Origin of the sequence: Actinoallomurus soli, assembly GCF_024055715.1 — a bacterium.
GTDB classification, from domain to species: Bacteria; Actinomycetota; Actinomycetes; order Streptosporangiales; family Streptosporangiaceae; genus Actinoallomurus; species Actinoallomurus soli.
Genome location: NZ_JAMXMV010000024.1, coordinates 79,076 through 100,906, shown reverse-complemented (window position 1 = coordinate 100,906; position 21,831 = coordinate 79,076). Strand labels below are relative to the sequence as shown.

The following is a 21,831-nucleotide window of genomic DNA, read 5'->3' as shown; positions in this document are numbered from 1 at the left end:
GGCCGCGACCGGCCCGGACGCGCAGGGCGGCCGGTTCTACGGCCCCAAGGGACCGGGCGGCCTCGGCGGCGCTCCCGCACAGCAGGAGCTGTGGGCTCCGCTGCGCGACATGGACGACGCCCGCAGGCTCTGGGAATCCTCCGAGCGGCTGGTCGGCGTGCGCTTCCCCGTGTGAACTCCCCCGCACGTCTCACAGGGCCGGGGTGATGAGGACCTCCAGAGTGCGGGGGCCGTGGACGCCCTCCACGCGGTCGAGTTCGATGTCGCTGGTGGCCGAGGGACCGCTGATCCAGGTCTGCGGGCGGGAGGGGTCGAGGCGCGTCAGCGCCTCGGGGACCGTGCGGACGATCCGGTCCCGGCGGACGACGCACAGGTGGTAGTCGGGGATCAGGGTGAGGGCGCGGCGGCCCTGGTCCTCGGCGCAGTCCAGGACGATCGTGCCGGTCTCGGCGACGGCGACCGCGCAGCCGGTCACCACGCCGTCCAGGGCGTCGAGGTCGGCCGCGGACAGGGCCGGGTCGTCACGGACCGCCTGCACGCCGCCGAGCCACGCGGCGGGGACGCCCGCGGGCGCCGCCACCCGGTGGGCACCGCGCCGGGCCAGCGCGTCCGCGACCGCCGCCACCACGTCGGTGACCTCGCGCACGACCGCCCTGTAGTCGACGAGTCGGTCGATCAGCAGCTCGACGACGTCGGGCCCGGAGCGGCTCCGGTCGTAGGCGCGCGGCACCTCGACGTCCTCCGGCGTCTCCGTACGGGGAACGTCGGCGAGCGCCGCCCGGACGCGGGCCAGGATCCGATCCCGGGAGCTCATCGGCCGCCCTCCTCGCCCGCCCGCCGTGCCCACCAGTCGCGGAACGACTCGCGGGGCGGTACGGGCACCTCGCGCGTGTCGGACCAGGCCGACAGCGGTCCGGGCAGGTGGCGTGGGGTCCAGCGGCGGAGCCGGCCGACCGAGCGCTGGGCCAGGGCGAGCCACTTCGGATGGTCCAGGACACGGCGGGCCGCGCCCATCGCGAGACGCTCGGCCCGATGGTCTCCCGCGACGACCTTGGCGCGCAGGTCGAGCAGCACCTCGGGAATGTTGATCGCGACCGGGCAGACGTCGTAGCAGGCGCCGCACAGCGTCGAGGCGTACGGAAGCGACTCCTCCAGCGGCCCGGTGAGGCCGCGCAGCTGCGGGGTGAGGATCGCGCCGATCGGCCCGGGGTACACCGAGCCGTACGCGTGGCCGCCCGCCCGCTCGTACACGGGACAGACGTTCAGGCAGGCCGAGCAGCGGATGCAGCGCAGCGCCTGGCGGCCGACCCGGTCGGCGAGCACCGAGGTGCGCCCGTTGTCGACGAGGACGAGATGGAACTCCTGCCCCTCCGTCGCGCCGGTCCACATCGAGGTGTACGGGTTCATCCGCTCCCCCGTCGACGAGCGGGGCAGCAGCTGCAGGAAGACCTCGAGATCCCGCCAGGTCGGCACGATCTTCTCGATGCCGACCACCGAGATCAGCGTCTCGGGGAGCGTCACGCACATCCGGCCGTTGCCCTCGGACTCCAGGACCACGAGGGTGCCGGTCTCGGCGACCGCGAAGTTCGCCCCGGAGATGCCGACCTTGGCGCGCAGGAAGCGTTCGCGCAGGTGAAGCCGGGCGGCCTCGGCGAGGGCGCGCGGGTCGTCCGTGAGGCCCTCGGGCGCGGGACGGCCCCAGGAGGCCATCCGGCCGCTGAAGATCTCCCGGATCTCCGCGCGGTTGCGGTGGATCGCCGGTACGAGGATGTGCGAGGGCAGGTCATCACCGAGCTGCACGATCAGCTCCGCGAGGTCGGTCTCGTACGCGCGGATGCCGGCGGCGGCCAGCGCGGCGTTCAGGTCGATCTCCTGGGTGGCCATCGACTTGACCTTGACGACCTCGGTCTCGCCGGTCGCCCTGACCAGGTCGACGACGATCCGATCGGCCTCGGCGGCGTCCTCGGCCCAGTGCACGTGACCGCCGGCGGCCGTGACGGCGGACTCCAGCCGTTCGAGATAGACGTCGAGGTGGCGGAGCGTACGGTCCTTGATCGCCGCACCGGCGGCGCGCAGCCCGGCCCAGTCGGGCTGTTCGGCGACGACGGCGGCGCGCCGGGCGCGGATCGTGTGGGTTGCCTTGCGCAGGTTGTGGCGCAGTTGCGCGTCGCCGACCGCCCGCGCCGACGCCTCCGGGAAGGCCGGCATCCCTATGAAGGTGGCCATGGTCAATCCTCCTCCGTCGAGGCGAGGATCTGGGCGAGGTGGAGGACGCGGACGCCGGCGCGCTGGCGGATCAGCGAGCCGCCGATGTGCATGAGGCAGGAGTTGTCGGCGGCGCACAGCACCTCGGCGCCGGTGTCGAGGACGCCCCGGACCTTGTCGGCGCACATCGCGGCCGACACGGCGGGATTCTTGAGCGCGAAGGTGCCGCCGAACCCGCAGCACTCCTCCGCGCCGCCCAGCGGAACGAGGGTGAGCCCGCGCACCTGGGACAGCAGGTCGAGCGGCCGGGAGCCGACCTTCAGCGCCCGGAGCGAGTGACAGGTCGGGTGGTAGGTCACCGTGTGCGGGAAGTACGCGCCGACGTCGGTGACTCCTAGGACGTCGACCAGGAACTCCGACAGCTCGTGCACCCCGGCCGGCGGCGTGACGCCGAGCGAGGGATACCACTCCCGGACCATCGCGGCGCACGACCCGGACGGCACCACGATCGCGTCGTAGCCGTCGAACGCGGAGATCAAGCGGCGGGCCAGCGCTCGGGCGTCGTCGCGGTAGCCGGTGTTGAAGTGCATCTGCCCGCAGCAGGTCTGTTCCATCGGGAAGTCGACCGTGCAGCCGAGCCGCTCCAGCAGCCGGACCGTCGCCCTCCCGGTGCCCGGGAAGATCGTGTCGTTCACGCAGGTGACGAACAGTGCGACCCGCATGACCTCAACTTAGTCCGTACACGCGGCGGGCCGTTCCGCCGAACACCGCGTCCCGGTCGCCGGCCGGCACCGCCTCCCGGGCGAGGTCGAAAACCTGGCCGTACGACGCGGCGAGCGTGCAGACCGGCCAGTCGGAGCCGTACATCACGCGGTCGGCACCGAAGGAGTCCAGCACGTGGCGGGCGTACGGCAGGATGCCGACCGGTTCCCAGTCCGGCGCCGCCTCGGTGACGAGGCCGGACAGCTTGACCGTCACGTTGGGCAGCGCGGCGAGCGCGGTGATCCAGCCCGCCCATGGCTCCCACGCGCCGCCGGCGATGTCGGGCTTGCCGGCGTGGTCGAGGACGAAGGACACCTCCGGCAGCCGGCGCGCGAGCTCCAGGGCGGCGGTGGCCTGCGGCGGCCGCACCAGCACGTCGTACACCAGGCCGGCGGCTCCGACGGCCTCGACGCCGCGCAGGACGTCCGGGCGCAGCAGCCACGCGGGGTCCGGCTCGTCCTGGGCGAGGTGCCGGATTCCGACGAGCAGCCGGCCGGACGGGCTCGCGCGCACCTCGGCGATCCGGTCGGCGACGTCCGGCGCGGTGAGGTCGACCCAGCCGACCACGCCCGCGACCGGGCCCGGCGCGTCACCCTCGACCGGATCGGCCGCGGCGGAATCCGCCTCGACGGGATCGGCCGCGACGGACAGGAGGTCGTAGGTCTCCGCGACGTCCTGCAGCGCCTGGACGACGATCGAGGTCCGCACGCCGTACGGCCGGATCAGCTCGGTGTAGCGGGCCGCGTCGAAGCGGCCCCGGATGGGGTCGGCCCAGGGCCCGTCCATCCAGGGGTAGTCGCGGACGCCGGTGTCCCACAGGTGGTGATGGGCGTCGACCAGCTCGCTCACAGGGCCTCCCAGAGGGCCTCGGGGATGTCCCGCTCGAACAGGTCGCAGTTGTCGTCGACCTCGGCCGCGCTGCGGCAGCCGACGACGACGCTCGCCACGGCCGGGTGCCGGAGCGGGAACCGCAGCGCCGCCGCGCGCAGCGGCACGCCGTGCTCGGCGCAGATCCGCTCCAGCCGGGCCACGCGCTCCAGCAGCTCCGGCGGAGCCGGCGCGTAGTCGTACGTCGTGCCCCCCGCCAGCAGCCCGGAGTTGTACACGCCACCGGCGACGACCGACGTGCCGCGCCGCGCGCAGGCGGGGAACAGGTCCTCCTCGGCGGACCGGTCGAGGAGGGTGTACCGCCCGGCGCACAGCACGACGTCCAGGTCGAGGCGTTCGACGAACCGCGTCAGCATGGGGGTCTGGTTCATCCCCGCGCCGATCGCGCCGACCACGCCCTCGTCACGGAGCGCGGCCAGCGCCGGGTACGCCGTCGTGTACACCTCCTCCTCGTGCTCGTCCGGGTCGTGCAGGTAGACGACGTCCACGCGGTCGGCGCCGAGGCGTTTCAGCGACTCCTCCAGGGAGCGGCGGACGCCGTCGGCGCTCCAGTCCCAGACCCGCCGGTACGGCGGCGGATCGGCGAACCCCTCCGGCTCGGGCGGCTCCCCCGGCCCGAGGGGGACGAGCAACCGCCCGACCTTGGTCGACAGGACGTACTCGCCGGTCACGACCGCCCCGGCGGACGCACCGGTCACGGCGGACGCGCCGGTCGGTGAGGCACCGGCGGGTGCGCCGCTCCGGTCGGCGCCGGCGGGCGCGTCGGTCAGGGCGGCGCCGAGGCGGCGTTCGCTCCGGCCGGCGCCGTAGTGCGGCGCGGTGTCGAAGTATCCGATGCCGCGCTCGCGGGCACGGCGTACGGCCGCCGTGGCGTCGGCGTCGGAGACCGGGGCGAAGAGCCCGCCGATCGCCGCGCCGCCGAACGACAGCGTCGTCACCTCGACGGGCGACCTTCCGAGTCTGCGGCGTTCCATCGCTACTCCTGTGCCTGACCCGACGTGATCCGGCTGATGATCAGCGCGATGAGGATGATCGCACCGTTCAGCGCGCCGATCCACTGCGCCGGGACGCCGGCGAGCGTGAGCACGTTCTGGATCATGTAGAGCAGCAGGATGCCGGTGAAGGCGCCGAAGATCGTGCCCTTGCCGCCGTTGAGCGAGACGCCGCCGATCACCGCCGCCGCGAACACCGTGAAGATCGCGCCGTTGCCCTGGCTGGCCGCCACGGAGGCGAGCCGCCCGGTCAGCAGCAGGCCGCCGAGGGCGGCGAGGAGGCTCGCCAGCACGAGCGTGCCCCACAGCACCCGGTCGACGCGGATGCCGGCGGCGCGGGCCGCGTCGGCGTTGCCGCCGATGGCGTACAGCGCCCGGCCCCAGCGGGTGTAGCCGGTGACCGCGATGGCCAGGGCGTACAGGACCAGGCAGATCCAGATCGAGGCGGGCAGGCCCAGCCAGACGGCGTTGCCCAGGTAGATCATGGAGGACGGCAGGTTGAAGAACGTCTTGCCGCCGCTGATCCCGGTCAGCAGGCCGCGCAGCACGATCAGCATGCCCAGCGTGACGATGAAGCCGTTCAGGCGGAACCGCACGATGAGCAGGCCGTTGACCCAGCCGATGACGGCACCGATCACCAGCGTGACCGGGATCGACCACGCGCCGGACAGCCAGCCGACGCCGTGCGTGACGCCGGGGGCGAGCACGAGCCAGGCGGCGACGCCCGGCGCGAGGCCGAACGTCGACTCCAGCGACAGGTCCATCCGCCCGCAGATGAGGATGAGCGCCTCGGCCAGGACGAGCAGCGAGATCTCCGACTGCTGCTGCAGGACGTTGACCAGGTTGTCCCAGTGCAGGAACACCGGGTTGACGAAGTAGCCGACGATGGCGATCACGATGATCGCCGGGACCAGCGCGAGGTCGCGCAGGCGCGCCAGCCGTGGCGCGGTGATCCGGCCGCGGGCCGGCGCGGCCATGGCCGTCTGTGTCTCAGTCACGGATGCCCTCCATCGCGGCGATCAGTTCGTGGTCGGCCCAGCCGGTCGGCATCTCGGCGACGACGGCGCCCTTGAACAGGACGATCACCCGGTCGCAGGGGCGGAGGTCGTCGAGGTCGTCGGAGATCACCAGGACGCCCGCGCCTCCGGTGGCCGCCGCGGAGGCCGTGCCGAGCAGCGTCTCCTTCGCCTTGACGTCGACCCCGGCGGTGGGCTGCATGAGCACCAGCACCTTCGGGTCCCCCGCGAGCGCGCGGGCCATGACGACCTTCTGCTGGTTGCCGCCGGACAGCGCGGACACCGGCTGGTCCGGCCCGGCCGCCTTGATGTCCAGGTCGCCGATGGCCTTGGCGCCGAGCTCGTCGCGCCGCCGCGGCCCGACGAACCCGAAGCGGCCGAGCCGCTCGGGGACGGTCAGGGTGGTGTTCTCGGCGATGGACAGACCGGGGACCAGGCCCTCCCGGTGCCGGTCCTGCGGGACGAACCCGAGGCCGGCCCGCAGCGCGGCCGGCACGCTGCCCGGCCGGGGCGTCGTACCGCCGATCTCGACGGTGCCGCGGGCGGCCCGGCGCAGGCCGACGATCGACTCGCCGACGGCCATCTTGCCCGAGCCGCCGGCGCCGGCCAGCCCGACGATCTCGCCGGGCGCGACGGTCAGCGAGACGTCCTCGAAGACGCCCGGGACGCCGAGTCCGGTGACGGTCAGCACGGGCGCGGCGCCGCCCGCCGGCGCGGATCGGGCGGCGCCGAGGGCGATCAGCCCGGTGGCCTCGCCGGTCATCGCGGTGACCAGCGCCTCCTTGCCCAGCTCCGCGACCGGGGAGGTCACGATGTGCCGGGCGTCGCGCATCACGGTGACGGTGTCGCAGACCTCGTACACCTCGTCGAGATGGTGGCTGATGAACAGGAACGTCACCCCCGACTCCCGCAGGGAGCGCATGCGGGCGAACAGCCGCTCGATCGCCTGGCCGTCGAGCTGGGCGGTCGGCTCGTCGAGGATGATGAACCGCGAGCCGTGCGACAGCGCCCGCGCGATCTCCACCAGCTGCCGCTGCTCGACGGTGAGGCGCTCGGCGGGCGCCCGCACGTCGACGTCGACCTCCCAGGCGTCCAGCAGCTCGCGGGCGCGGCGGCGCAGCGAGCCCCAGGAGATCAGGCCACGGCCCTGCCTGTTCAGGAACAGATTCTCGGCCACGGACAGGGAGGGGATGACGGTGAGCTTCTGGTAGACGCAGGCGACCCGCTGCCGCCACGCCTCGCGGTCCGCGAGCGGCGGGGCGGGCTCGCCGCCGAACTCCACCGTTCCGGAGTCCGGGGGGACGAGGCCGGTGAGGATCGACACGAGGGTCGACTTCCCGGCGCCGTTGCGGCCGACGAGGGCGTGGATGTCGCCGTCGTCCACGGCGAGCGACACGTCGTCGAGCGCGACGGTCACGCCGAACCGCTTGCTGATCCTGTGCGCCGCCGCGACCGGCCGTACGCCGGCCGCGGCGCTGGCGGAATGGCTCATTTGACTTGATTGCCCCAGAGCTGGGGGTCCGTCGCCTTCAGCGAGCCCGCGTAGGTGCCGTCCTTGGTGACCAGCGGCGCGGGCAGCTGGTCCTCGAGCAGGCCGGGCCGCGGCGCGACGATCGTCGAGTCGTGGTCGGTCTTGCCCGGGGCGAACTTCTTGCCGTCGAGGGCGGCCTTCACGTAGTACAGCGCGTACTTCGCGTACAGGTCGGCGGGCTGGGAGACGGTCGCGTCGATCTGCCCGGCCCCGATCGCCTTCAACTCCTCCGGGATGCCGTCGTTGGAGATGATCGTGATGTGCTTCGGGTTCCCCGGCGGGAAGATCAGGCCCTTCTGCTTCAGCACGTTGAGCGTCGGGGCGAGGAACGCGCCGCCGGCCTGCATGTAGATCCCGTTCAGGTCCGGGTTCGCGGCGAGCGTGGTCTGCAGCTTGTTCGCGCCGACGTCGCCCTTCCACTCGGTGGGCAGGCCGATGACCTTGATGCCCGGGTAGTTCTGGGACATGCACTGGTCGAACGCCTCGGTGCGGTCCCGGCCGTTGATGGAGGCCAGATCGCCCTCCAGCATCGCGACCTTGCCCTTGCCCTTCAGCGTGTCGCCGAGGAACCTGCAGGCCTTCTCGCCGTACGCGCGGTTGTCGGCGCGGACCACCATGTAGACGTCGCCCTTGTCCGGGCGGGTGTCGACGGTGACCACCGGGATCTTCTTCTGCTTCAGCTGGTTCAGCGTCGGCGCCACCGCGGCGGTGTCCTGCGGCGCCAGGACCATGCCCTTCACGCCCTGGCCCATGAGCGACTGGACGTTGGCGGCGAGCTTGGCGATGTCGTTCTCGGAGTTGGTGGTCTTCAGGTCCAGGCCGTCCTGCTTGCCGTACTGCGGGACGTACTTGATGTAGGAGTTCCAGAAGTCGGTGTCGGACCGGGGGTAGTCCACCCCGACGGCGCCGCCGCCGGCCGAGCCGCCGCCGCTGCTGCTCTTACACCCGGCCGTCAGGCAGGCGGCCGCCGCGATGACGGCACCCGCCGCCAGCATTCCTCGCTTCATCGCGTCCTCATCTCTCTGGGCGAAGTCGCAGGCCGGCCATGCCCCCGTCGACCGCCAGCGCCGTTCCTGTCGTCGCCGACGCCAGCGGGCCGGCCAGGTAGGCGATCGCCGCGGCGACCTCCTCCGGGCTGACCAGCCGGCCGCTCGGCTGCCGGGCCGCAAGGGCGGCCCGCTCCGCCTCCGGATCGCCGGTCGCGGCGAGCAGCCGGCCGATCCAGGGGGTGTCGGCGGTGCCCGGGTTCACGCAGGTCACCCGGATACCGTCGCGCAGGTGATCCGCCGCCATCGCCAGGGTGAGCGACTGCACGGCGCCCTTGGTCGCCGAGTACAGCGCCCGCTGCGGCAGCCCGGCGGTGGCCGCGATCGAGCAGGTGTTGACGATCGCGGCGTGCTCGGATCGGCGCAGGTACGGCAGCGCCGCGCGGGTCACGCGCACCATGCCGAACACGTTCACGTCGAAGACGTCGCGCCACTCGTCGTCGTCGTTGTCCTCGACCGTGCCCTGCGCGCCGATCCCGGCGTTGTTGACCAGCACGTCCAGGCCGCCGAGGTGGCCGGCCGCCGCCGCGACCGCCGCGCGGACGGACGCGTCGTCCCGTACGTCGGCCCGTACCCCGTGCAGGGGCGCGGGCGGTTCGGCCAGGTCGAGACAGGTCACGGTCGCACCGCGCTCGGTGAGCAGCCGGGCGGTGGCGAGGCCGATGCCGGAGGCCCCTCCGGTGACGATCGCCTTGATGCCGTCGAATTCCACGTCAGGACCTCCAGGCGGCACCGTCGGGGTAGGCGTACTCGCGCAGGCTCTCGGGCCTGATCTGCGCCGACATTCCCGGGGCCGTCGGCGCGAGGTAGTGGCCGTCCCGGATGCGCACCGGGTCGGTGAAGTGCTCGTGCAGGTGGTCGACGTACTCGATGACGCGGTCCTCGGTGCTCCCGCTGACGGCGAGGTAGTCGAACATCGACAGGTGCTGCACGACCTCGCACAGCCCGACGCCGCCGGCGTGCGGGCACACCGGGACTCCGTACTTGGCGGCGAGCAGGAGGATCGCGACGTTCTCCGGCACCCCGGCGACGCGGCAGGCGTCGATCTGCAGCACGTCGATCGCCTCGGCCTGCAGCAGCTGCTTGAAGATGACGCGGTTCGCGACGTGCTCGCCGGTCGCCACCCGCACGGGCCGGACGGCCCGGCGCACGGCCGCGTGGCCCAGGATGTCGTCGGGGCTGGTCGGCTCCTCGATCCACCACGGGTCGTACCGCTTGAGCGCCCCGACCCACTCGATCGCCTGACCGACGTCCCACCGCTGGTTGGCGTCGATCGCGACGCGGATGTCCGGCCCGACCGCCTGGCGGGCCAGCTCCATGCGGCGCACGTCGTCGGCCAGGTCGCCGCCGACCTTCAGCTTGATCTGGGTGAAGCCGTCCGCGACGGCCTCCCGGGCGAGGGCCACGAGCTTGTCGTCGGTGTACCCGAGCCAGCCGGGCGTCGTCGTGTACGCGGGGTAGCCGGTGGCCAGCAGGGCGGCCTCCCGTTCCTCCCGGCCCGCGCGGGCCGCCGCCAGCAGGTCGACGGCCTCCTCGGGGCGGAGGGCGTCGGTGAGGTACCTCCAGTCGGCCAGGTCGACGATCTGCTCGGGCGGCAGGTCCGCCAGCAGCCGCCAGACCGGCTTGCCGGCGACGCGCCCGGCGAGGTCGAACGCGGCGTTGATGATCGCGGCGGCGGCCATGTGGACCGCGCCCTTCTCCGGGCCGAGCCAGCGCAGCTGGGAGTCGTGGAGCAGCCGCCGCGCGAATCCGCCCAGGTCGGACAGGTCGAGGTCGAGTCCGACGACCAGCGGCGCGTACGCCTCGATCGCCGCGACGCACACCTCCGTACCGCGTCCGATCGTGAACGTGAACCCGTGGCCCTCGCCGCCCTCGTCCGTGCGCAGCACGACGTAGGCCGCGGAGTAGTCCGGGTCCGGGTTCATCGCGTCCGAGCCGTCGAGCTGCCGGGAGGTCGGGAACCGGATGTCGTGGGCCTCGAGGGCGATGACCTTCATGCGAGCCTCTGCCGCTGCCGGCCGAGCCCGTCGATCTCCAGCTCCATGACGTCCCCGCGGCGCAGGAAGGGGATGCCCGGACCGCCCAGCGCCACGCCGGCCGGGGTTCCGGTGTTGATGACGTCCCCGGGGTCCAGGACCATGAACTGGCTGAGGTACCAGATCAGGTGGTCGACCGGGAAGATCATGTCCTTGGTGGTGCCGTCCTGGCGGAGCTCCCCGTTGACCCAGAGGCGCAGCCCGAGGTCCTGCGGATCGTCGATCTCGTCGGCGGTCACGAGGTGCGGCCCCAGGGGGTTGAAGGTCTCGCAGGACTTGCCCTTGTCCCACTGGCCGCCGCGCTCCAGCTGGAACTCCCGCTCCGAGACGTCGTTGCTGATCGCGTACCCGGCGATGAGCGGGCGGGCGTCCGCCGGCGAGTCCAGGTAGCGGGCGCGGCCGCCCATGACGACGGCCAGTTCCACCTCGTAGTCGGTCTTCTCGCTGCCCCGGGGGATGAGCACGTCGTCGTCCGGGCCGATGACCGTGTTCGACGCCTTCATGAAGATGATCGGCTCGGCCGGGATGTCCGCGCCGGTCTCCGCCGCGTGGTCGCGGTAGTTCAGGCCGATGCACACGACCTTGCCGGGCCGGGCCAGCGGTGCGCCGATCCGCTCGGTCTTCTGGATGGGCGGCAGCTCGCCTGCCGCGTACGCCGCCCCGGCCCGCTCCAGATCCGCGGCGAGGAAGTCGCCGTCGATCTCGCGGGTCAGGCCGGACAGATCGAGGAGCGAGCCGTCCTCTGCCAGGACCGCGGGGCGTTCGGCGCCTTCCGGTCCGACACGCAGCAGCTTCACGTGGTCGCACTCCCTGCTCGTACGGTTGGTCCGACCTCTCCTGCACTCATCGGACCTCTTGTGCGGACATAAGACCATTAAGGGGCAATCTCCTGGCAATACCCCGTTACATAGTTGTTACTTACTGAAAATTGGTACGACCACTCTCCGTCCGGCAGGATGTGACCCACAGTCGGAGGAGGGGGAGCGCGTGACCGACGACGCCGGCGCCAGGACCACCGTCACCCAGCGGGCGATCGAGGAGATCAAGACCCGGATCGCCATGGGTGAGTTCACGCCCGGCCAGCGCCTGCCGACCGAACGCGACCTCGCCGCCGACCTCGGGCTGTCCCGCAGCTCGATGCGCGAGGCCATCCGCGCCCTGACCGTCATGGGGGTCCTGGAGGCGCGCCACGGGGCCGGCATCTACGTCACCCAGCTCCAGCCGGGCGACCTCCTGGAGACCTTCGGCGTCGTCGCGGAGATCTCCCGCGGCGACACCCTGCTGCACCTCGTCCAGGTGCGGAAGATCCTCGAGCCGGCGGCCGCCGCCGCGGCGGCGGCCCGCATCGACGACGAAGGGCTCGCCCGCCTGCGCGCCGAGATGACGGCGATGGAGCGGGGCGCGAACGCCGAGGAGATCGTCGGGCACGACCTGGAGTTCCACCGCATCATCACCGAGGCGGCGGGAAACCCGGTGCTCTCCGCGATCCTCGGCGGGCTGAACAGCCGTACGTTCCGGGCCCGCGTCTGGCGCGGCTACCGCGAGGAGGGCGTCTTCGCGCGCACGTACCGCGAGCACGACGCGATCTACCGCGCGCTCGTCGAGCGGGACCCGGACGGCGCCCGCGTCGCCGCCGCGGTCCACATCGGCGCGGTCGAGGAGTGGGCCCGCCGTCAGCAGGAAGAGGAGGAGTGACGTTGCGCGTCGCACTGCACACCCGGCTCAAGCCCGGCCGCGAGGAGGAGTACGAGCGGGCGCACCGGGAGGTCCCGCCGGACCTCGTCCAGGCGATCAAGGACGCCGGCGCGCACGAGTGGACGATCTGGCGCAGCGGCCTCGACCTGTTCCACGTCATCGACTGCGACGACTACGCCGCCCTGCTGGCCGCCCTGGAGGATCTGCCGGTCAACGTCGCCTGGCAGGCGCGCATGGCCGGCTACCTCGACGTCGTGCACGACTACTCCGGCGACGGCGCCGCCAAGGGCCTCCCCGCCGTCTGGCACCTGGCCTAGAGGGGCGTCCGCCGGCACGGGGCGCACGGGCGGCCCCGGGACTCCGTGGTGGGGATGGCTCCACCGCCGGTTCGGGTGCGGCCCTCAGGGACCCGCCGGAGTCGAATCCGTAGCTTTCCCGGGTATGAACGTTGTCGTCTTCTCACCGTCGCCCGCGCCGCTCATCCTCGAATCATGATGAGTCCGCTGGACGCCGTCGCCTGGGCCCTCGTCGCCGGCTGGGCCTACGCGACCGCCGAGACGTACCTCTTCGCCCTCCGGCGCGGCCGGCGGGCGGTCCTGCGGAGCGCGACGCGAGCACGGGCCGCTGTGATCGCCTGCACGGCGGCGGCCCTGGCCCTGACCGCGGCGCTCGCCGTGCTGTCCCCCTCCCGTTTCCTGGCCGCGGCTCCGCTGATCGTGCTGCCGTCGGCGGCGGCGCTGTGGTGGTCGCTGCCCCCGCTCGGCGGCCTGCTCCGCGTCCTGCGCGCCGACCCGTGGGGTCCCAGCGACCCGCCGATCCGCCGCCGCGGGGCCGAGCCCCGGCTGACCGTCCCCGCCCAGGCGGCCTGCGCCTGCGCGCTGACCGCGATCCCCCTGTCGGCGGAGCGGCCGGTGGCCGTGATCGTCGGGTACGGCCTCACCGGCGCGGTCGTCGGCGGCCTGGCCCGGTACGCCCGGCACCGTCACACCGTGCTGGAGCGCGTCCGGGCCGGCGTGCTCCGGCGCGCGGTCGCGCCCGCGCCGCAGGAGGAACACCCCCGTCGCCGCCTGAGGCGTCTCACTCGCCCGGCATCATGACCCAGAGGATGATGTAGAGCACGAACTGCGGTCCGGGAAGCAGGCAGGACAGGATCGCCAGCAGCCGGACCGTCCAGGCCGACATGCCGTACCGGCGGCCGAGCCCGGCACAGACGCCGGCGATGACACGACCGTGGCGCGGACGGGACAGACCGTTCATTGCGACACTCCTTCGCGGTTGCCTGTCTCCGACGCTAGGCCGCACGCCCGGCGCGTCACATCGCTCCCGGGACCGATCCGTGCTCGTCCCGCAGACCTACGGGTCCTTCCCCTAGGGGGAGTCGGCCTGTTACGGAATGTCGACCGACTCGCCCGGCCGGAGCCGGCGGAACTCCCGCTTCTGGCGCTCGCCCTCCCCGGCGAGCTGGCCGTCCAGCAGCCCCAGTCCGGCGTCGTTGAGCAGGCCGTCGTGGACCGCGAACGCGCGGCGCGGCGCCACCGCCCGCAGGTACTGGATCATCTCCGGAGCCTTCATCCACGGCGCCTGGCCCGGCACGAGGAGCGTCGGCGCCTCGAGGACGGTGAACGCGTCACCCGGGTGGAAGACCTCCCCGTCGATGAGGAAGCCGATGTTCTCCACCGGCGGGACGTCGGGATGGACCACCTCGTGCCGCTGACCGGCCACGGCGACCTCGAACCCCGCGATCGTCAGCGCGTCCCCCTCGCCGACCGTACGGACCCGGTCCCCCAGGTCGTCCAGGTCGGCGGCGACGGCGCGGCAGGTGTAGACGGTGAGGCGCGGGTCGTCCGCGACGGCCTTGCGCAGGCGTTCCGCGGCGTAGTGGTCGAAGTGCTCGTGGGTGATGAGGACGGCCTCCGCGCCCGCGATCGCGTCGCCCTCCGGTGTGAGGGATCCCGGGTCGATGACGATGGTCCGGTCGTCCTTCTGGAGGCGGACACAGGAGTGCCCGAGCTTCGTCAACCTCATCCTCCGATCGTGCCACGCGACCGGCGGGCGTCTCCGCGCCCGGCGCGCCATTGACGGACCAAGTAACAGCTTGGTAAAACCTTGATCGACATCGGAGACACCACGGGCGGGGGCGTACGAGGAGGCCGGACATGCCCGTTCCCGACCAGCGGGATCCCGAGGTGACCAGTGCGGTGCTGAGCCGATGGCTGGCGGACCGGCTGTCCGGCGGCGAGGTGACGCTGTCCGACCTCGAGATACCCGGCACGACCGGGTTCTCCGCCGAGACGCTCCTGTTCGACGTCGCGTGCGGCGGCCGTACCGAGCGGTTAGTCGCCAAGGTGGCGCCGGTCCGCTACCAGGTGTTCCCGGACCCGCTGCCGTACGCCGACCAGTACCGGCTGCTGCGCATCCTCGACGAGCGGACCACGATCCCCGTCCCGCCGATGCGCTGGTACGAGGCCGACACGACGCTTCTCGGCGCGCCGTTCTACGTCATCGACCGGGTGGACGGCCGGGCCCCCGAGGACGACCCGCCGTACCACCAGGCGGGGTGGGTCGCCGAGGCCCCGCCCGAGCGACGGCGCCGGATGTGGACCGCGGGCCTGGAGATCATGGCGGAGGTCCACCGGCTGGACCCGGCGCCCTTCGCGTTCCTCGACCGGACCAGGTACGGGCGCGCCGGACTCGACCAGCGGCTCGGCTACTACACGCACTACATGAGCTGGGCCTACCACCGGCCGCAGCCGACCTGTGCCGCGGCGCTGCGGTGGCTGCGCGAGAACCGCCCGCCCGAGCCCGACCCGCCGGTCCTGCTGTGGGGCGACTCCCGCATCGGGAACATCCTGTACGGCGACGACGGCGAGCCGCTCGCCGCGCTGGACTGGGAGATCGCCACCCTCGGCGCGCCCGAGGAGGACCTCGCCTGGTACATGTTCCTGGACCGGCACCACTCGGAGGGCATCGGCGTGCCCCGCCTCCCCGGCTTCCCGTCCTACGCCGACACCGTCGCGTACTACGAGGAGCTGACCGGCCGGCGGATGCGGCACCTGGCCTACTACGAGATCCTGTCCGCGTTCAAGTTCGCGGTGATCATGGCGCGGATCGGGCAGGCGTTCATCGACTTCGGCCTGGTGCCGCCCGACAGCGACTTCCCCGTCGACAACACCGCCTCGCGGCTCCTGGCCGCGCTCCTCGGCCTCCCCGCACCCCGTCCCCCCGTGACCGGCCCGCCCTCCGGAGGCCCGCGATGACGCTCTCCCCGCTCGACGACCACCCCGTCCACCAGGTCCCCGACGTGATGCGCCACGTGGGCACCTCCGACCGCAACTTCTACGACCGGTACTACTTCAACTGCCACTCCCGGTCGGACGAGCTGATGCTGATCGTCGGACTCGGGCAGTACCCGAACCTCGGCGTCACCGACGCCTTCGCCCTGGTCCGGTACGGCCCGCTGCACCGCGTCGTCCGCGCCTCCCGCGAACTGGGCGCCGACCGGATGGACACGACGGTCGGGCCGTTCCGCGTCGAGGTGCTGGAGGGCCTGAAACGCCTGCGCGTCGTCCTCGGCCCGAACGACCACGGGCTGTCGTTCGACCTGACCTGGGAGGGGGCGATCCCGGCGCAGCTGGAGCCGCCGCACTTCGTCCGCGCCCGGGAACGGGTGGTGTTCGACTCCCGGCGGCTCGCCCAGACCGGCCGGTGGACCGGCTCGATCACCGTGGACGACACGACCCTGCCGGTCACCCCGGACCGCTGGTGGGGCAGCCGCGACCGATCCTGGGGCATCCGCCCGGTCGGCGAGCCCGAGCCGCCGGGCATCCAGGCGAAGGATGCGAATCCGGGTTTCTACTGGGTGTACGCGCCGATGCAGTTCGAGGACCACGCGATCCTGTGCATCCTCCAGGAGGACGCGCAGGGCCGGCGGATCCTGGAGGAGGCCGTACGCGTGTGGCCGGACGGCCGTGAGCCGGAGTACCTCGGCCGCCCCGACTACCGCCCGGCGTACGCCCCGGGCACCCGCGACGTCACCGAGGCGGTGATCGCCTTCGCACCGCCGGGAGGCGAGCCCTTCGACGTGCGCGTCACCCCGCTCCTGCCCGCTCACCTGATGGTCGGCAGCGGCTACGGCCTCGAACCCGACTGGCGGCACGGCATGTACCAGGGCCCCGACCTGAAGGTCCAGGGCGTGACGTACGACCTGCGGCGCACGGAGGACGCCGCCCGGATGTGGGGCATGGTCGACTCCGTCGCCCGCTTCGACTACGAGGGCGGCGTCGGTCACGGCCTCTTCGAATACTGGGCCCTCGGCCCCCACCCCACCTTCGCCGGCGATACCACCGAACCCTGACCCGCTCCCCGGCGAGGTGGCCGCAGCATCACCTGAGTGATTGCCGCCTTCATCGCTCAGCACGGGCGCGCGGATCCACCCCGGCCGCCCCGATAGTTTGGCGATCATGAATCGTGATCGGGTGATGGAGGCGTTCAGAGCGGAGTCGGCGCGCCTGGGCGAGGTGGCCTTGAGCTGGACGGATCGGGATTGGGCCCTGCCCACACGATGCGAGCCGTGGCGGGTCCGCGATCTGTTCGGCCATGTTCGGGTGGCGCTCGCCTGGCTGCCCGGGATGCTCGCCGGAGCATCGCCGGACCAGGCCGAGGTGTCGGCCCGGCAGTACTACCGGCCCGATGAGCGGTTCTCGGCCGCTACGAACGACACGCGTATCGCGCTGGCCCAGGGACATGCCGCCGACTTCCCGGACGGTCGCGCGCTCGCCGAGGACTTCATCGCCACCTGGCAGAACGTTCACCGGCTGTGCAGCGCGGAACCCGCCGGCCGGGTGGTGCGGACGCGGCATGGCGACGCGATGCTGTTGTCCGAGTTCCTGGTCACCCGAGTGGTCGAGGTCGCCGTGCACGGGCTGGACCTGGCCGCCGCGCGGGGAGACACCCCGTGGCTGACCCCCGAGGCGGGCTCCGTGGTGGAGGAACTCCTGACGGGCCGGTCCGAGGGCGCCGACCGGCAGAGGCTGGGATGGGACCAGGCCACCTTCCTGGAGAAGGCGACCGGACGTCAGCCGCTCACCCCGGCCGAGGACCGGCGACTGGCCGACATGAACCTGCAGTGGCTGGCCCTCGGCTGACCCTTGGCGTGCGGACGTTCGAGGCTTGGCTGGAACTCGGGAAAGTCCGCGCAAGGACGCGTCCTGTCGGCACCACATGCTGTAGTCACTTCGTCGCCCATCGTCAGGACGGGCCAAGGGGAAGGTGCTACGGTCATGCTCGTGCCGAGCCTCGAAGAACGGGTCAGCGCGCTCGAGAAAGACGTACAGATCCTGCGCATGGCGACCCACGGGTGGGCGGAGGTGGCGGTGGCCGCCGACCGTAAGGTCGGTGGCGTGCCTGAGCTGCTCAACCTGATCTACGGGGAGATCGCCTCGATCAAGGAGACGCTCGCCCGCCACGAAGAGCGCTTCACCGCCATCGAATCCCGGCTGGAACGGGTCGAATCCCGGGTGGAACGGGTCGAGTCCCGGCTGGACGGGCTCGCGACCGAGATGGCGGACGTCAAGGAGCGGCTCACCCGGGTCGAGACCCGGCTCACCGCCGTCGAGGGCCGGCTCGGCGGTATGGACGCCAAGCTGGACCTGATCCTGGATCGCTTGGCGGCCTGAGGACACCGAAGGCCCCGGGCTCGTCGGTGCGGGCCCGGGGCCGGTCGGTTCACTCGGTCAGGTCTGTTCCGCTAGGCGGAAGGTGACGTCCCCGTTCTCGTCGACACTCGCGTCCAGGGTCATCTCGTCCAGGATCGTCGCCGCATCCGGTTCCAGGTAGACACGGGCGCCATGCTCCTCGACGATCTCATCGCCGGCCTGCGGCCCCTCGGCCACCGCGAGGGAGAGCGTGCCCGTCTCCTCCGTCTGGCCCTGGGTGGCGATCCGCAGGCCGGTCTGCGGTGAAAGCTCGGGCTGGCTGGTGACGGTACGGATCACCTGGACCGCCGAATCGGTCAGCGTCAGCACTGTCGACAGCTCCTTCGGTCTGGATTGCAGGTCAGCACGGCGCACGGGCCCCGTGCATGCGCCCTGCCATGCCCGACGCTCCATGTCGGCAAACATCCGGGATCCAGCCATTGGCCGGAAATCAGGGAGCGAGAGCGGGCACGGCGTCCGGAATCGAGAGCTCGCTGTTCGGCAGGACGGCGAGGATCGGAGTGTCCAGACCGGCCTCGACGTACTCGCGGACGCGTGCCCGGCACGCGTCCGGAGAGCCGTGGACGACGAGCTCGTCGACGACGTCGTCCGGGATCGCGTCCAGGGCGGCCCGGCGGTCTCCGGCGGCCCACGCCTCGTTCATCGCGGCGAGCCGCGCGCCGCGGCCGAGCCACTCGTGGAAGGCCGCGTAGACGGGCACGGTGAGGTACGCCGCGATCAGCCGGCGGCCGAGTGTCCGCGCCTCGTCGGCGTTCGACGTCGGGCAGACGAAGATCCGCGCGATCAGCTCCTTCTCCGTGCCGAACACGCCCCGTACCGTGCGGACGTCCTCCGGCGCCAGCCAGTTGGTGATCGCCCCGTCGGCCTCGCGCGCGGCGAGCCGGAGCATGCCGGGCCGGAGCGCGGCGAGCACGATCGGCGGCGGCGTCTTCGGCGGGTTGTCCAGCCGGAAGCCGGACACGCCGAGCGTCTCGTCGGTGACCTTCTCCCCCGCGAGCGCCCGGCGCAGGAACCGCAGCGTGTCCCGGACCCGCTGGTACGGCTCGGTGAAGGGGATCCCGTTCCAGCGTTCGACGATGACCTGCGAGGACGTGCCGAGGCCGAGCACGAACCGGCCGGGGGCCAGGTCGGCGAGGGTGGCGGCCTGCTGGGCGAGCAGGGCGGGACCGCGGGTGTAGACCGGCACGATCGCCGGTCCGAGCCGCAGGTCGGGGGCCCACTGCGAGGCGAGCGCCAGCGGCGTGAAGCCGTCCACCCCGTTGCTCTCCGCCGACCACGCATCGGTGTATCCGAGGCCGGCCAGGCCCTCCACGACCTTGCGGTGCTCGGCCAGGGGCAGGCCCATGAGCGGGATGGTCATTCCCCATCGGGACATGCGGAGCCTCCTCAGGCGATGGACGGACGGACGGTCGAGCCGCCGTCGACGACGAGGGTCTGCCCGGTCAGCCAGCTCGCCGTGTCCCCGGCGAGGAAGACGACCGCCTTGGCGATGTCCTCGGGTTCGCCGAGACGGCCGAGCGGCATGTACTTGGCGATCTGCTCCTCGTTGTTCTCCCACAGCGCCCGGGCGAGCTGGGTCTTGACGAGTCCGGGGGCGACGGCGTTGACGCGCACGGAGGGCGCCAGCTCGATCGCGAACTGCCGGGTGAGGTGGATGACGGCGGCCTTCGTGGCGTTGTAGTAGCCGATGCCGTGCTCGGTCACCATGCCGCCGACGGAGGAGATGTTGACGATCGCCCCGCCGCGCGCCTGCATGGACAGCTTCCAGGCGAGCTGGGTCCACAGCACGACGGCGAACTGGTTGACCTGCACGGTCTTGTCGGCCCGCGCGGCGTCGAGGTCCACCATCGGGCCGAAGTACGGGCTGGTGCCCGCGTTGTTCACGAGGACGTCCACGCTGCCGAACTCGGCGACGGCGGCCTCGACGCAGGCCCGCGCGGCGTCCTCGTCGCCGACGTGTGCGGCCTTCGGCAGCACGCCGACCTGCGGGTGCGCGGCCCGGATGGCCTGCGCGACCTCATCGAGGGCGTCCTGCTTGCGCGAGGACAGGACGACGTTGCAGCCCTCCGCGGCCAGCGCCTCGGCCGTGGCGCGTCCGATGCCGCGCGACGCGCCGGTGATCAGGGCGGTCTTCCCCGCCAGCCCGGTCTCGAGTCCCATCAGATTCGCCTTTCGTACCGACGCCCGGATCTTTCTGACAACCGAATCAGGTTCAGCCTAGTCTCGGATGTTACGTTCCTGCCATGCAGATCGCCGGGAAGAACATCGTGATCACCGGAGCCGGGAGCGGAATCGGAGCCGCGCTGGCCCGCCGGTTCGCCGCCGAGGGCGCGGCCGCGCTCTGCCTGGCCGACCTCGACGGGGACGCCGTGGAACGGGTCGCCGCCGGGCTGGAGTGCCGCACGCTCGCGCTCCGCGTCGACGTCGGCGACGAGGAGCAGGTCCGGACGATGATCGACCGCGCCGGCGAGGCCGGCCCGATCGACCTGGTGTGCTCGAACGCGGGCATCGGCACCGGCGCCGGGCTGGAGGCCACGCCGGAGCAGTGGGCGGCCGCCTGGGCGGTCAACGTCCAGGCCCACGTGTACGCGGCGCGCGCCGCGCTGCCCGGGATGCTCGAACGCGGCGAGGGTTACTTCCTGAACACGTGCTCGGCCGCGGGCCTGCTCACCCAGCCCGGTGACGCCCCGTACGCGGTGACGAAGCACGCGGCGGTGGCCTTCGCCGAGTGGCTCGCGCTCACGTACGGCGACCAGGGCGTCAAGGTGAGCGCGCTGTGCCCGCAGGGCGTGCGCACCCCGCTGCTCCGCGAGGCCCTGGAGGGCGTGGCGGGCCGGGTCGTGGCCGCGGCGGGCGCCGTCCTCGAACCCGACGACGTCGCCGACGTGGCCGTCGCGGGGCTCGCCGCCGAGAAGTTCCTCATCCTGCCCCACCCCGAGGTGGCCGAGTTCGAACGCCGGAAGGCCGCCGACCGCGACCGCTGGCTCGCCGGACTGCGCCGGATGGTCTCCTCCGTCCGCGCCTGAGCGGGTCAGGCCCGGGTGGTCTCCTCCGTCCGGGTCAGGTCGCCGCGCGGGAGATGACGAAGCGGCGGAAGTCCTCGACGACGGGCGGGCGGGTCCGGCCGTCCACCCAGGCCAGGCCGATCGTCCGCCGGGCCCCCGCGAGGACGACCTCGGCCACGCCGGGGACCGGCTCGCCGGGCGGGACGATGGCGACGCCGAGCCCGGCGGCGACCAGCCCGCGGAGCGTGGCGGCCTCCTCGCCCTCGAACGCGATGTCGGGCCGGACCCCTTCCTCGCGGAAGAGCTCGTCGGTGATGGAGCGCAGCCCGTACCCGGCCCGCATGAGGATGAACGGCTCGCCGGCGGCGTCGGACGGGCGTACGCGGCTGCGCCCCGCGAGCCGGTGCCCGGCGGGGACGGCGAGGCGGAGGCGTTCGGTCGTGAGCGGGTGCCAGGCGAGGTCCGCCGGGCGCGGGCTGGTGATCGCCAGGTCCGCGCGGCCCTCGGTGACGGCGGCCGCGATGTGCTCGCTGCTGCCCTGGCTCAGCCTGAACGTCACGCGCGGGTGCTCGCGCCGGTAGTCGCGGAGCAGCTCCGGGACCAGCGCGGTGCCCTGGGTGTGCAGGAACGCCAGGCCGACCTCGCCCCGCTCGGGGTCCGCGGCCTGGGCGAGGGCGTGGCGGGCCGCCCGTTCCTCGGCGACCAGGCGTTCCGCGTGCCGGCGGAAGATCGCGCCGTACGCGCTGAGCCGGAGCGTCCGGCCTTCCCGGTCGAACAGCCGCACGCCGAGCTCGCGTTCGAGACGGGCGACCGCCCGGGACAGGCCCGGCTGGGAGATCCGCAGCTCGGCCGCGGTCTGGGTGACGTGCCCCTCCTCGGCGAGCGCCAGGAACCAGCGCACCGTCTGCAGGTCCATGACTCATCAGCATAGGTGTCCGCCG

The 21,831-nt window shown here is 72.7% G+C and carries 25 protein-coding genes; 8 read left to right on the top strand and 17 right to left on the bottom strand.

Annotated elements, in window-relative coordinates:
• Positions 1 to 190: 190 nt before the first annotated feature.
• The 11 genes from NDW01_RS36545 to NDW01_RS36495 are packed head-to-tail and all read right to left on the bottom strand — an operon-like array spanning position 191 to position 11,273.
• Positions 191 to 814: a LutC/YkgG family protein gene (locus NDW01_RS36545; protein WP_252828932.1), complete on the bottom strand. Its 624-nt coding sequence runs from the start codon at positions 812 to 814 to the stop codon at positions 191 to 193.
• A complete protein-coding gene (locus NDW01_RS36540) occupies positions 811 to 2,226 on the bottom strand; it encodes a lactate utilization protein B (RefSeq protein ID WP_252828931.1) in 1,416 nt (471 codons plus the stop codon). Before NDW01_RS36540 ends, NDW01_RS36545 begins: the two co-directional genes overlap by 4 nt.
• Positions 2,227 to 2,228: 2 nt before the next feature.
• Entirely contained in the window at positions 2,229 to 2,927 is a 699-nt protein-coding gene (locus tag NDW01_RS36535; protein WP_252828930.1) for a (Fe-S)-binding protein, read from the bottom strand.
• Positions 2,928 to 2,931: 4 nt separating this feature from the next.
• Positions 2,932 to 3,816, bottom strand: a complete 885-nt coding sequence (locus NDW01_RS36530; protein WP_252828929.1) for an amidohydrolase family protein — start codon at positions 3,814 to 3,816, stop codon at positions 2,932 to 2,934.
• Positions 3,813 to 4,829: an aldo/keto reductase gene (locus NDW01_RS36525; protein WP_252828928.1), complete on the bottom strand. Its 1,017-nt coding sequence runs from the start codon at positions 4,827 to 4,829 to the stop codon at positions 3,813 to 3,815. Before NDW01_RS36525 ends, NDW01_RS36530 begins: the two co-directional genes overlap by 4 nt.
• Before the next feature lie 2 nt (positions 4,830 to 4,831).
• Entirely contained in the window at positions 4,832 to 5,845 is a 1,014-nt protein-coding gene (locus NDW01_RS36520; protein WP_252828927.1) for an ABC transporter permease, read from the bottom strand.
• The gene (locus NDW01_RS36515; RefSeq protein ID WP_252828926.1) at positions 5,838 to 7,355 is read right to left on the bottom strand and encodes a sugar ABC transporter ATP-binding protein; all 1,518 of its coding nucleotides are present in this window, start codon (positions 7,353 to 7,355) and stop codon (positions 5,838 to 5,840) included. The genes NDW01_RS36520 and NDW01_RS36515 overlap by 8 nt, the downstream gene beginning before the upstream one ends.
• On the bottom strand, positions 7,352 to 8,401 hold the full coding sequence (locus NDW01_RS36510; protein WP_252828925.1) for a sugar ABC transporter substrate-binding protein: 1,050 nt from the start codon (positions 8,399 to 8,401) through the stop codon (positions 7,352 to 7,354). The genes NDW01_RS36515 and NDW01_RS36510 overlap by 4 nt, the downstream gene beginning before the upstream one ends.
• A 7-nt stretch (positions 8,402 to 8,408) precedes the next feature.
• Positions 8,409 to 9,152, bottom strand: coding sequence for an SDR family NAD(P)-dependent oxidoreductase (locus tag NDW01_RS36505; protein WP_252828924.1), 744 nt, complete (start codon positions 9,150 to 9,152; stop codon positions 8,409 to 8,411).
• Between the two features lies 1 nt (position 9,153).
• Positions 9,154 to 10,437: an enolase C-terminal domain-like protein gene (locus NDW01_RS36500; RefSeq protein ID WP_252828923.1), complete on the bottom strand. Its 1,284-nt coding sequence runs from the start codon at positions 10,435 to 10,437 to the stop codon at positions 9,154 to 9,156.
• Positions 10,434 to 11,273, bottom strand: coding sequence for a fumarylacetoacetate hydrolase family protein (locus NDW01_RS36495; RefSeq protein WP_252828922.1), 840 nt, complete (start codon positions 11,271 to 11,273; stop codon positions 10,434 to 10,436). Before NDW01_RS36495 ends, NDW01_RS36500 begins: the two co-directional genes overlap by 4 nt.
• 190 nt (positions 11,274 to 11,463) lie before the next feature.
• Between NDW01_RS36495 and NDW01_RS36490 the strand changes: the two genes are divergently transcribed.
• The 3 genes from NDW01_RS36490 (at position 11,464) to NDW01_RS36480 (ending at position 13,268) form a co-directional block, all read left to right on the top strand.
• Positions 11,464 to 12,171, top strand: coding sequence for a FadR/GntR family transcriptional regulator (locus tag NDW01_RS36490; RefSeq protein WP_252828921.1), 708 nt, complete (start codon positions 11,464 to 11,466; stop codon positions 12,169 to 12,171).
• Positions 12,172 to 12,173: 2 nt separating this feature from the next.
• On the top strand, positions 12,174 to 12,488 hold the full coding sequence (locus NDW01_RS36485; RefSeq protein ID WP_252828920.1) for an L-rhamnose mutarotase: 315 nt from the start codon (positions 12,174 to 12,176) through the stop codon (positions 12,486 to 12,488).
• Between the two features lie 174 nt (positions 12,489 to 12,662).
• Entirely contained in the window at positions 12,663 to 13,268 is a 606-nt protein-coding gene (locus tag NDW01_RS36480) for a hypothetical protein (RefSeq protein WP_252828919.1), read from the top strand.
• Here the strand turns inward: NDW01_RS36480 and NDW01_RS36475 are convergent.
• Positions 13,249 to 13,428, bottom strand: a complete 180-nt coding sequence (locus NDW01_RS36475; RefSeq protein ID WP_252828918.1) for a PspC domain-containing protein — start codon at positions 13,426 to 13,428, stop codon at positions 13,249 to 13,251. The genes NDW01_RS36480 and NDW01_RS36475 overlap by 20 nt on opposite strands.
• 129 nt (positions 13,429 to 13,557) lie before the next feature.
• A complete protein-coding gene (locus NDW01_RS36470) occupies positions 13,558 to 14,196 on the bottom strand; it encodes an MBL fold metallo-hydrolase (RefSeq protein WP_252828917.1) in 639 nt (212 codons plus the stop codon).
• Positions 14,197 to 14,327: 131 nt separating this feature from the next.
• Here NDW01_RS36470 and NDW01_RS36465 point away from each other — a divergent pair, with 131 nt between their 5' ends.
• The 4 genes from NDW01_RS36465 (at position 14,328) to NDW01_RS36450 (ending at position 17,846) form a co-directional block, all read left to right on the top strand.
• Positions 14,328 to 15,428 (top strand): phosphotransferase family protein, encoded by a 1,101-nt coding sequence (locus NDW01_RS36465; RefSeq protein ID WP_252828916.1) that lies wholly within the window; start codon positions 14,328 to 14,330, stop codon positions 15,426 to 15,428.
• Positions 15,425 to 16,525 carry a hypothetical protein gene (locus NDW01_RS36460; RefSeq protein ID WP_252828915.1) on the top strand — a complete coding sequence of 367 codons (1,101 nt, stop codon included), beginning with the start codon at positions 15,425 to 15,427 and terminating at the stop codon, positions 16,523 to 16,525. The genes NDW01_RS36465 and NDW01_RS36460 overlap by 4 nt, the downstream gene beginning before the upstream one ends.
• Before the next feature lie 106 nt (positions 16,526 to 16,631).
• On the top strand, positions 16,632 to 17,315 hold the full coding sequence (locus tag NDW01_RS36455; protein ID WP_252828914.1) for a maleylpyruvate isomerase N-terminal domain-containing protein: 684 nt from the start codon (positions 16,632 to 16,634) through the stop codon (positions 17,313 to 17,315).
• A gap of 135 nt (positions 17,316 to 17,450) precedes the next feature.
• Positions 17,451 to 17,846 (top strand): hypothetical protein, encoded by a 396-nt coding sequence (locus tag NDW01_RS36450; RefSeq protein WP_252828913.1) that lies wholly within the window; start codon positions 17,451 to 17,453, stop codon positions 17,844 to 17,846.
• Between the two features lie 57 nt (positions 17,847 to 17,903).
• Here the strand turns inward: NDW01_RS36450 and NDW01_RS36445 are convergent, their stop codons facing one another.
• The 3 genes from NDW01_RS36445 to NDW01_RS36435 all read right to left on the bottom strand — a co-directional run bounded on the left by NDW01_RS36445 (position 17,904) and on the right by NDW01_RS36435 (position 20,045).
• Entirely contained in the window at positions 17,904 to 18,194 is a 291-nt protein-coding gene (locus tag NDW01_RS36445) for an iron-sulfur cluster biosynthesis family protein (RefSeq protein WP_252828912.1), read from the bottom strand.
• Between the two features lie 121 nt (positions 18,195 to 18,315).
• Positions 18,316 to 19,260, bottom strand: coding sequence for an LLM class F420-dependent oxidoreductase (locus tag NDW01_RS36440; protein WP_252828911.1), 945 nt, complete (start codon positions 19,258 to 19,260; stop codon positions 18,316 to 18,318).
• An 11-nt stretch (positions 19,261 to 19,271) separates the two neighbouring features.
• On the bottom strand, positions 19,272 to 20,045 hold the full coding sequence (locus tag NDW01_RS36435; RefSeq protein ID WP_252828910.1) for an SDR family oxidoreductase: 774 nt from the start codon (positions 20,043 to 20,045) through the stop codon (positions 19,272 to 19,274).
• Between the two features lie 83 nt (positions 20,046 to 20,128).
• On the opposite strand from NDW01_RS36435, the gene NDW01_RS36430 reads away from it, so the two are divergent.
• Entirely contained in the window at positions 20,129 to 20,911 is a 783-nt protein-coding gene (locus NDW01_RS36430; RefSeq protein ID WP_252828909.1) for an SDR family oxidoreductase, read from the top strand.
• Between the two features lie 34 nt (positions 20,912 to 20,945).
• On the opposite strand, the gene NDW01_RS36425 is transcribed toward NDW01_RS36430, so the two are convergent.
• Complete coding sequence (locus NDW01_RS36425; RefSeq protein ID WP_252828908.1) at positions 20,946 to 21,806, bottom strand: LysR family transcriptional regulator; 861 nt, start codon at positions 21,804 to 21,806, stop codon at positions 20,946 to 20,948.
• Between the last annotated feature and the right edge of the window lie 25 nt (positions 21,807 to 21,831).

What these genes read in the sequence shown, in the direction of transcription:
- NDW01_RS36545 (WP_252828932.1), bottom strand. Translation starts at nt 814, where the DNA reads ATGAGCTCCCGGGATCGGATCCTGGCCCGCGTCCGGGCGGCGCTCGCC.
- NDW01_RS36540 (WP_252828931.1), bottom strand. Translation starts at nt 2,226, where the DNA reads ATGGCCACCTTCATAGGGATGCCGGCCTTCCCGGAGGCGTCGGCGCGG.
- NDW01_RS36535 (WP_252828930.1), bottom strand. Translation starts at nt 2,927, where the DNA reads ATGCGGGTCGCACTGTTCGTCACCTGCGTGAACGACACGATCTTCCCG.
- NDW01_RS36525 (WP_252828928.1), bottom strand. Translation starts at nt 4,829, where the DNA reads ATGGAACGCCGCAGACTCGGAAGGTCGCCCGTCGAGGTGACGACGCTG.
- NDW01_RS36515 (WP_252828926.1), bottom strand. Translation starts at nt 7,355, where the DNA reads ATGAGCCATTCCGCCAGCGCCGCGGCCGGCGTACGGCCGGTCGCGGCG.
- NDW01_RS36510 (WP_252828925.1), bottom strand. Translation starts at nt 8,401, where the DNA reads ATGAAGCGAGGAATGCTGGCGGCGGGTGCCGTCATCGCGGCGGCCGCC.
- NDW01_RS36500 (WP_252828923.1), bottom strand. Translation starts at nt 10,437, where the DNA reads ATGAAGGTCATCGCCCTCGAGGCCCACGACATCCGGTTCCCGACCTCC.
- NDW01_RS36480 (WP_252828919.1), top strand. Translation starts at nt 12,663, where the DNA reads ATGATGAGTCCGCTGGACGCCGTCGCCTGGGCCCTCGTCGCCGGCTGG.
- NDW01_RS36475 (WP_252828918.1), bottom strand. Translation starts at nt 13,428, where the DNA reads ATGAACGGTCTGTCCCGTCCGCGCCACGGTCGTGTCATCGCCGGCGTC.
- NDW01_RS36470 (WP_252828917.1), bottom strand. Translation starts at nt 14,196, where the DNA reads ATGAGGTTGACGAAGCTCGGGCACTCCTGTGTCCGCCTCCAGAAGGAC.
- NDW01_RS36465 (WP_252828916.1), top strand. Translation starts at nt 14,328, where the DNA reads ATGCCCGTTCCCGACCAGCGGGATCCCGAGGTGACCAGTGCGGTGCTG.
- NDW01_RS36460 (WP_252828915.1), top strand. Translation starts at nt 15,425, where the DNA reads ATGACGCTCTCCCCGCTCGACGACCACCCCGTCCACCAGGTCCCCGAC.
- NDW01_RS36455 (WP_252828914.1), top strand. Translation starts at nt 16,632, where the DNA reads ATGAATCGTGATCGGGTGATGGAGGCGTTCAGAGCGGAGTCGGCGCGC.
- NDW01_RS36450 (WP_252828913.1), top strand. Translation starts at nt 17,451, where the DNA reads ATGCTCGTGCCGAGCCTCGAAGAACGGGTCAGCGCGCTCGAGAAAGAC.
- NDW01_RS36440 (WP_252828911.1), bottom strand. Translation starts at nt 19,260, where the DNA reads ATGTCCCGATGGGGAATGACCATCCCGCTCATGGGCCTGCCCCTGGCC.
- NDW01_RS36435 (WP_252828910.1), bottom strand. Translation starts at nt 20,045, where the DNA reads ATGGGACTCGAGACCGGGCTGGCGGGGAAGACCGCCCTGATCACCGGC.
- NDW01_RS36430 (WP_252828909.1), top strand. Translation starts at nt 20,129, where the DNA reads ATGCAGATCGCCGGGAAGAACATCGTGATCACCGGAGCCGGGAGCGGA.
- NDW01_RS36425 (WP_252828908.1), bottom strand. Translation starts at nt 21,806, where the DNA reads ATGGACCTGCAGACGGTGCGCTGGTTCCTGGCGCTCGCCGAGGAGGGG.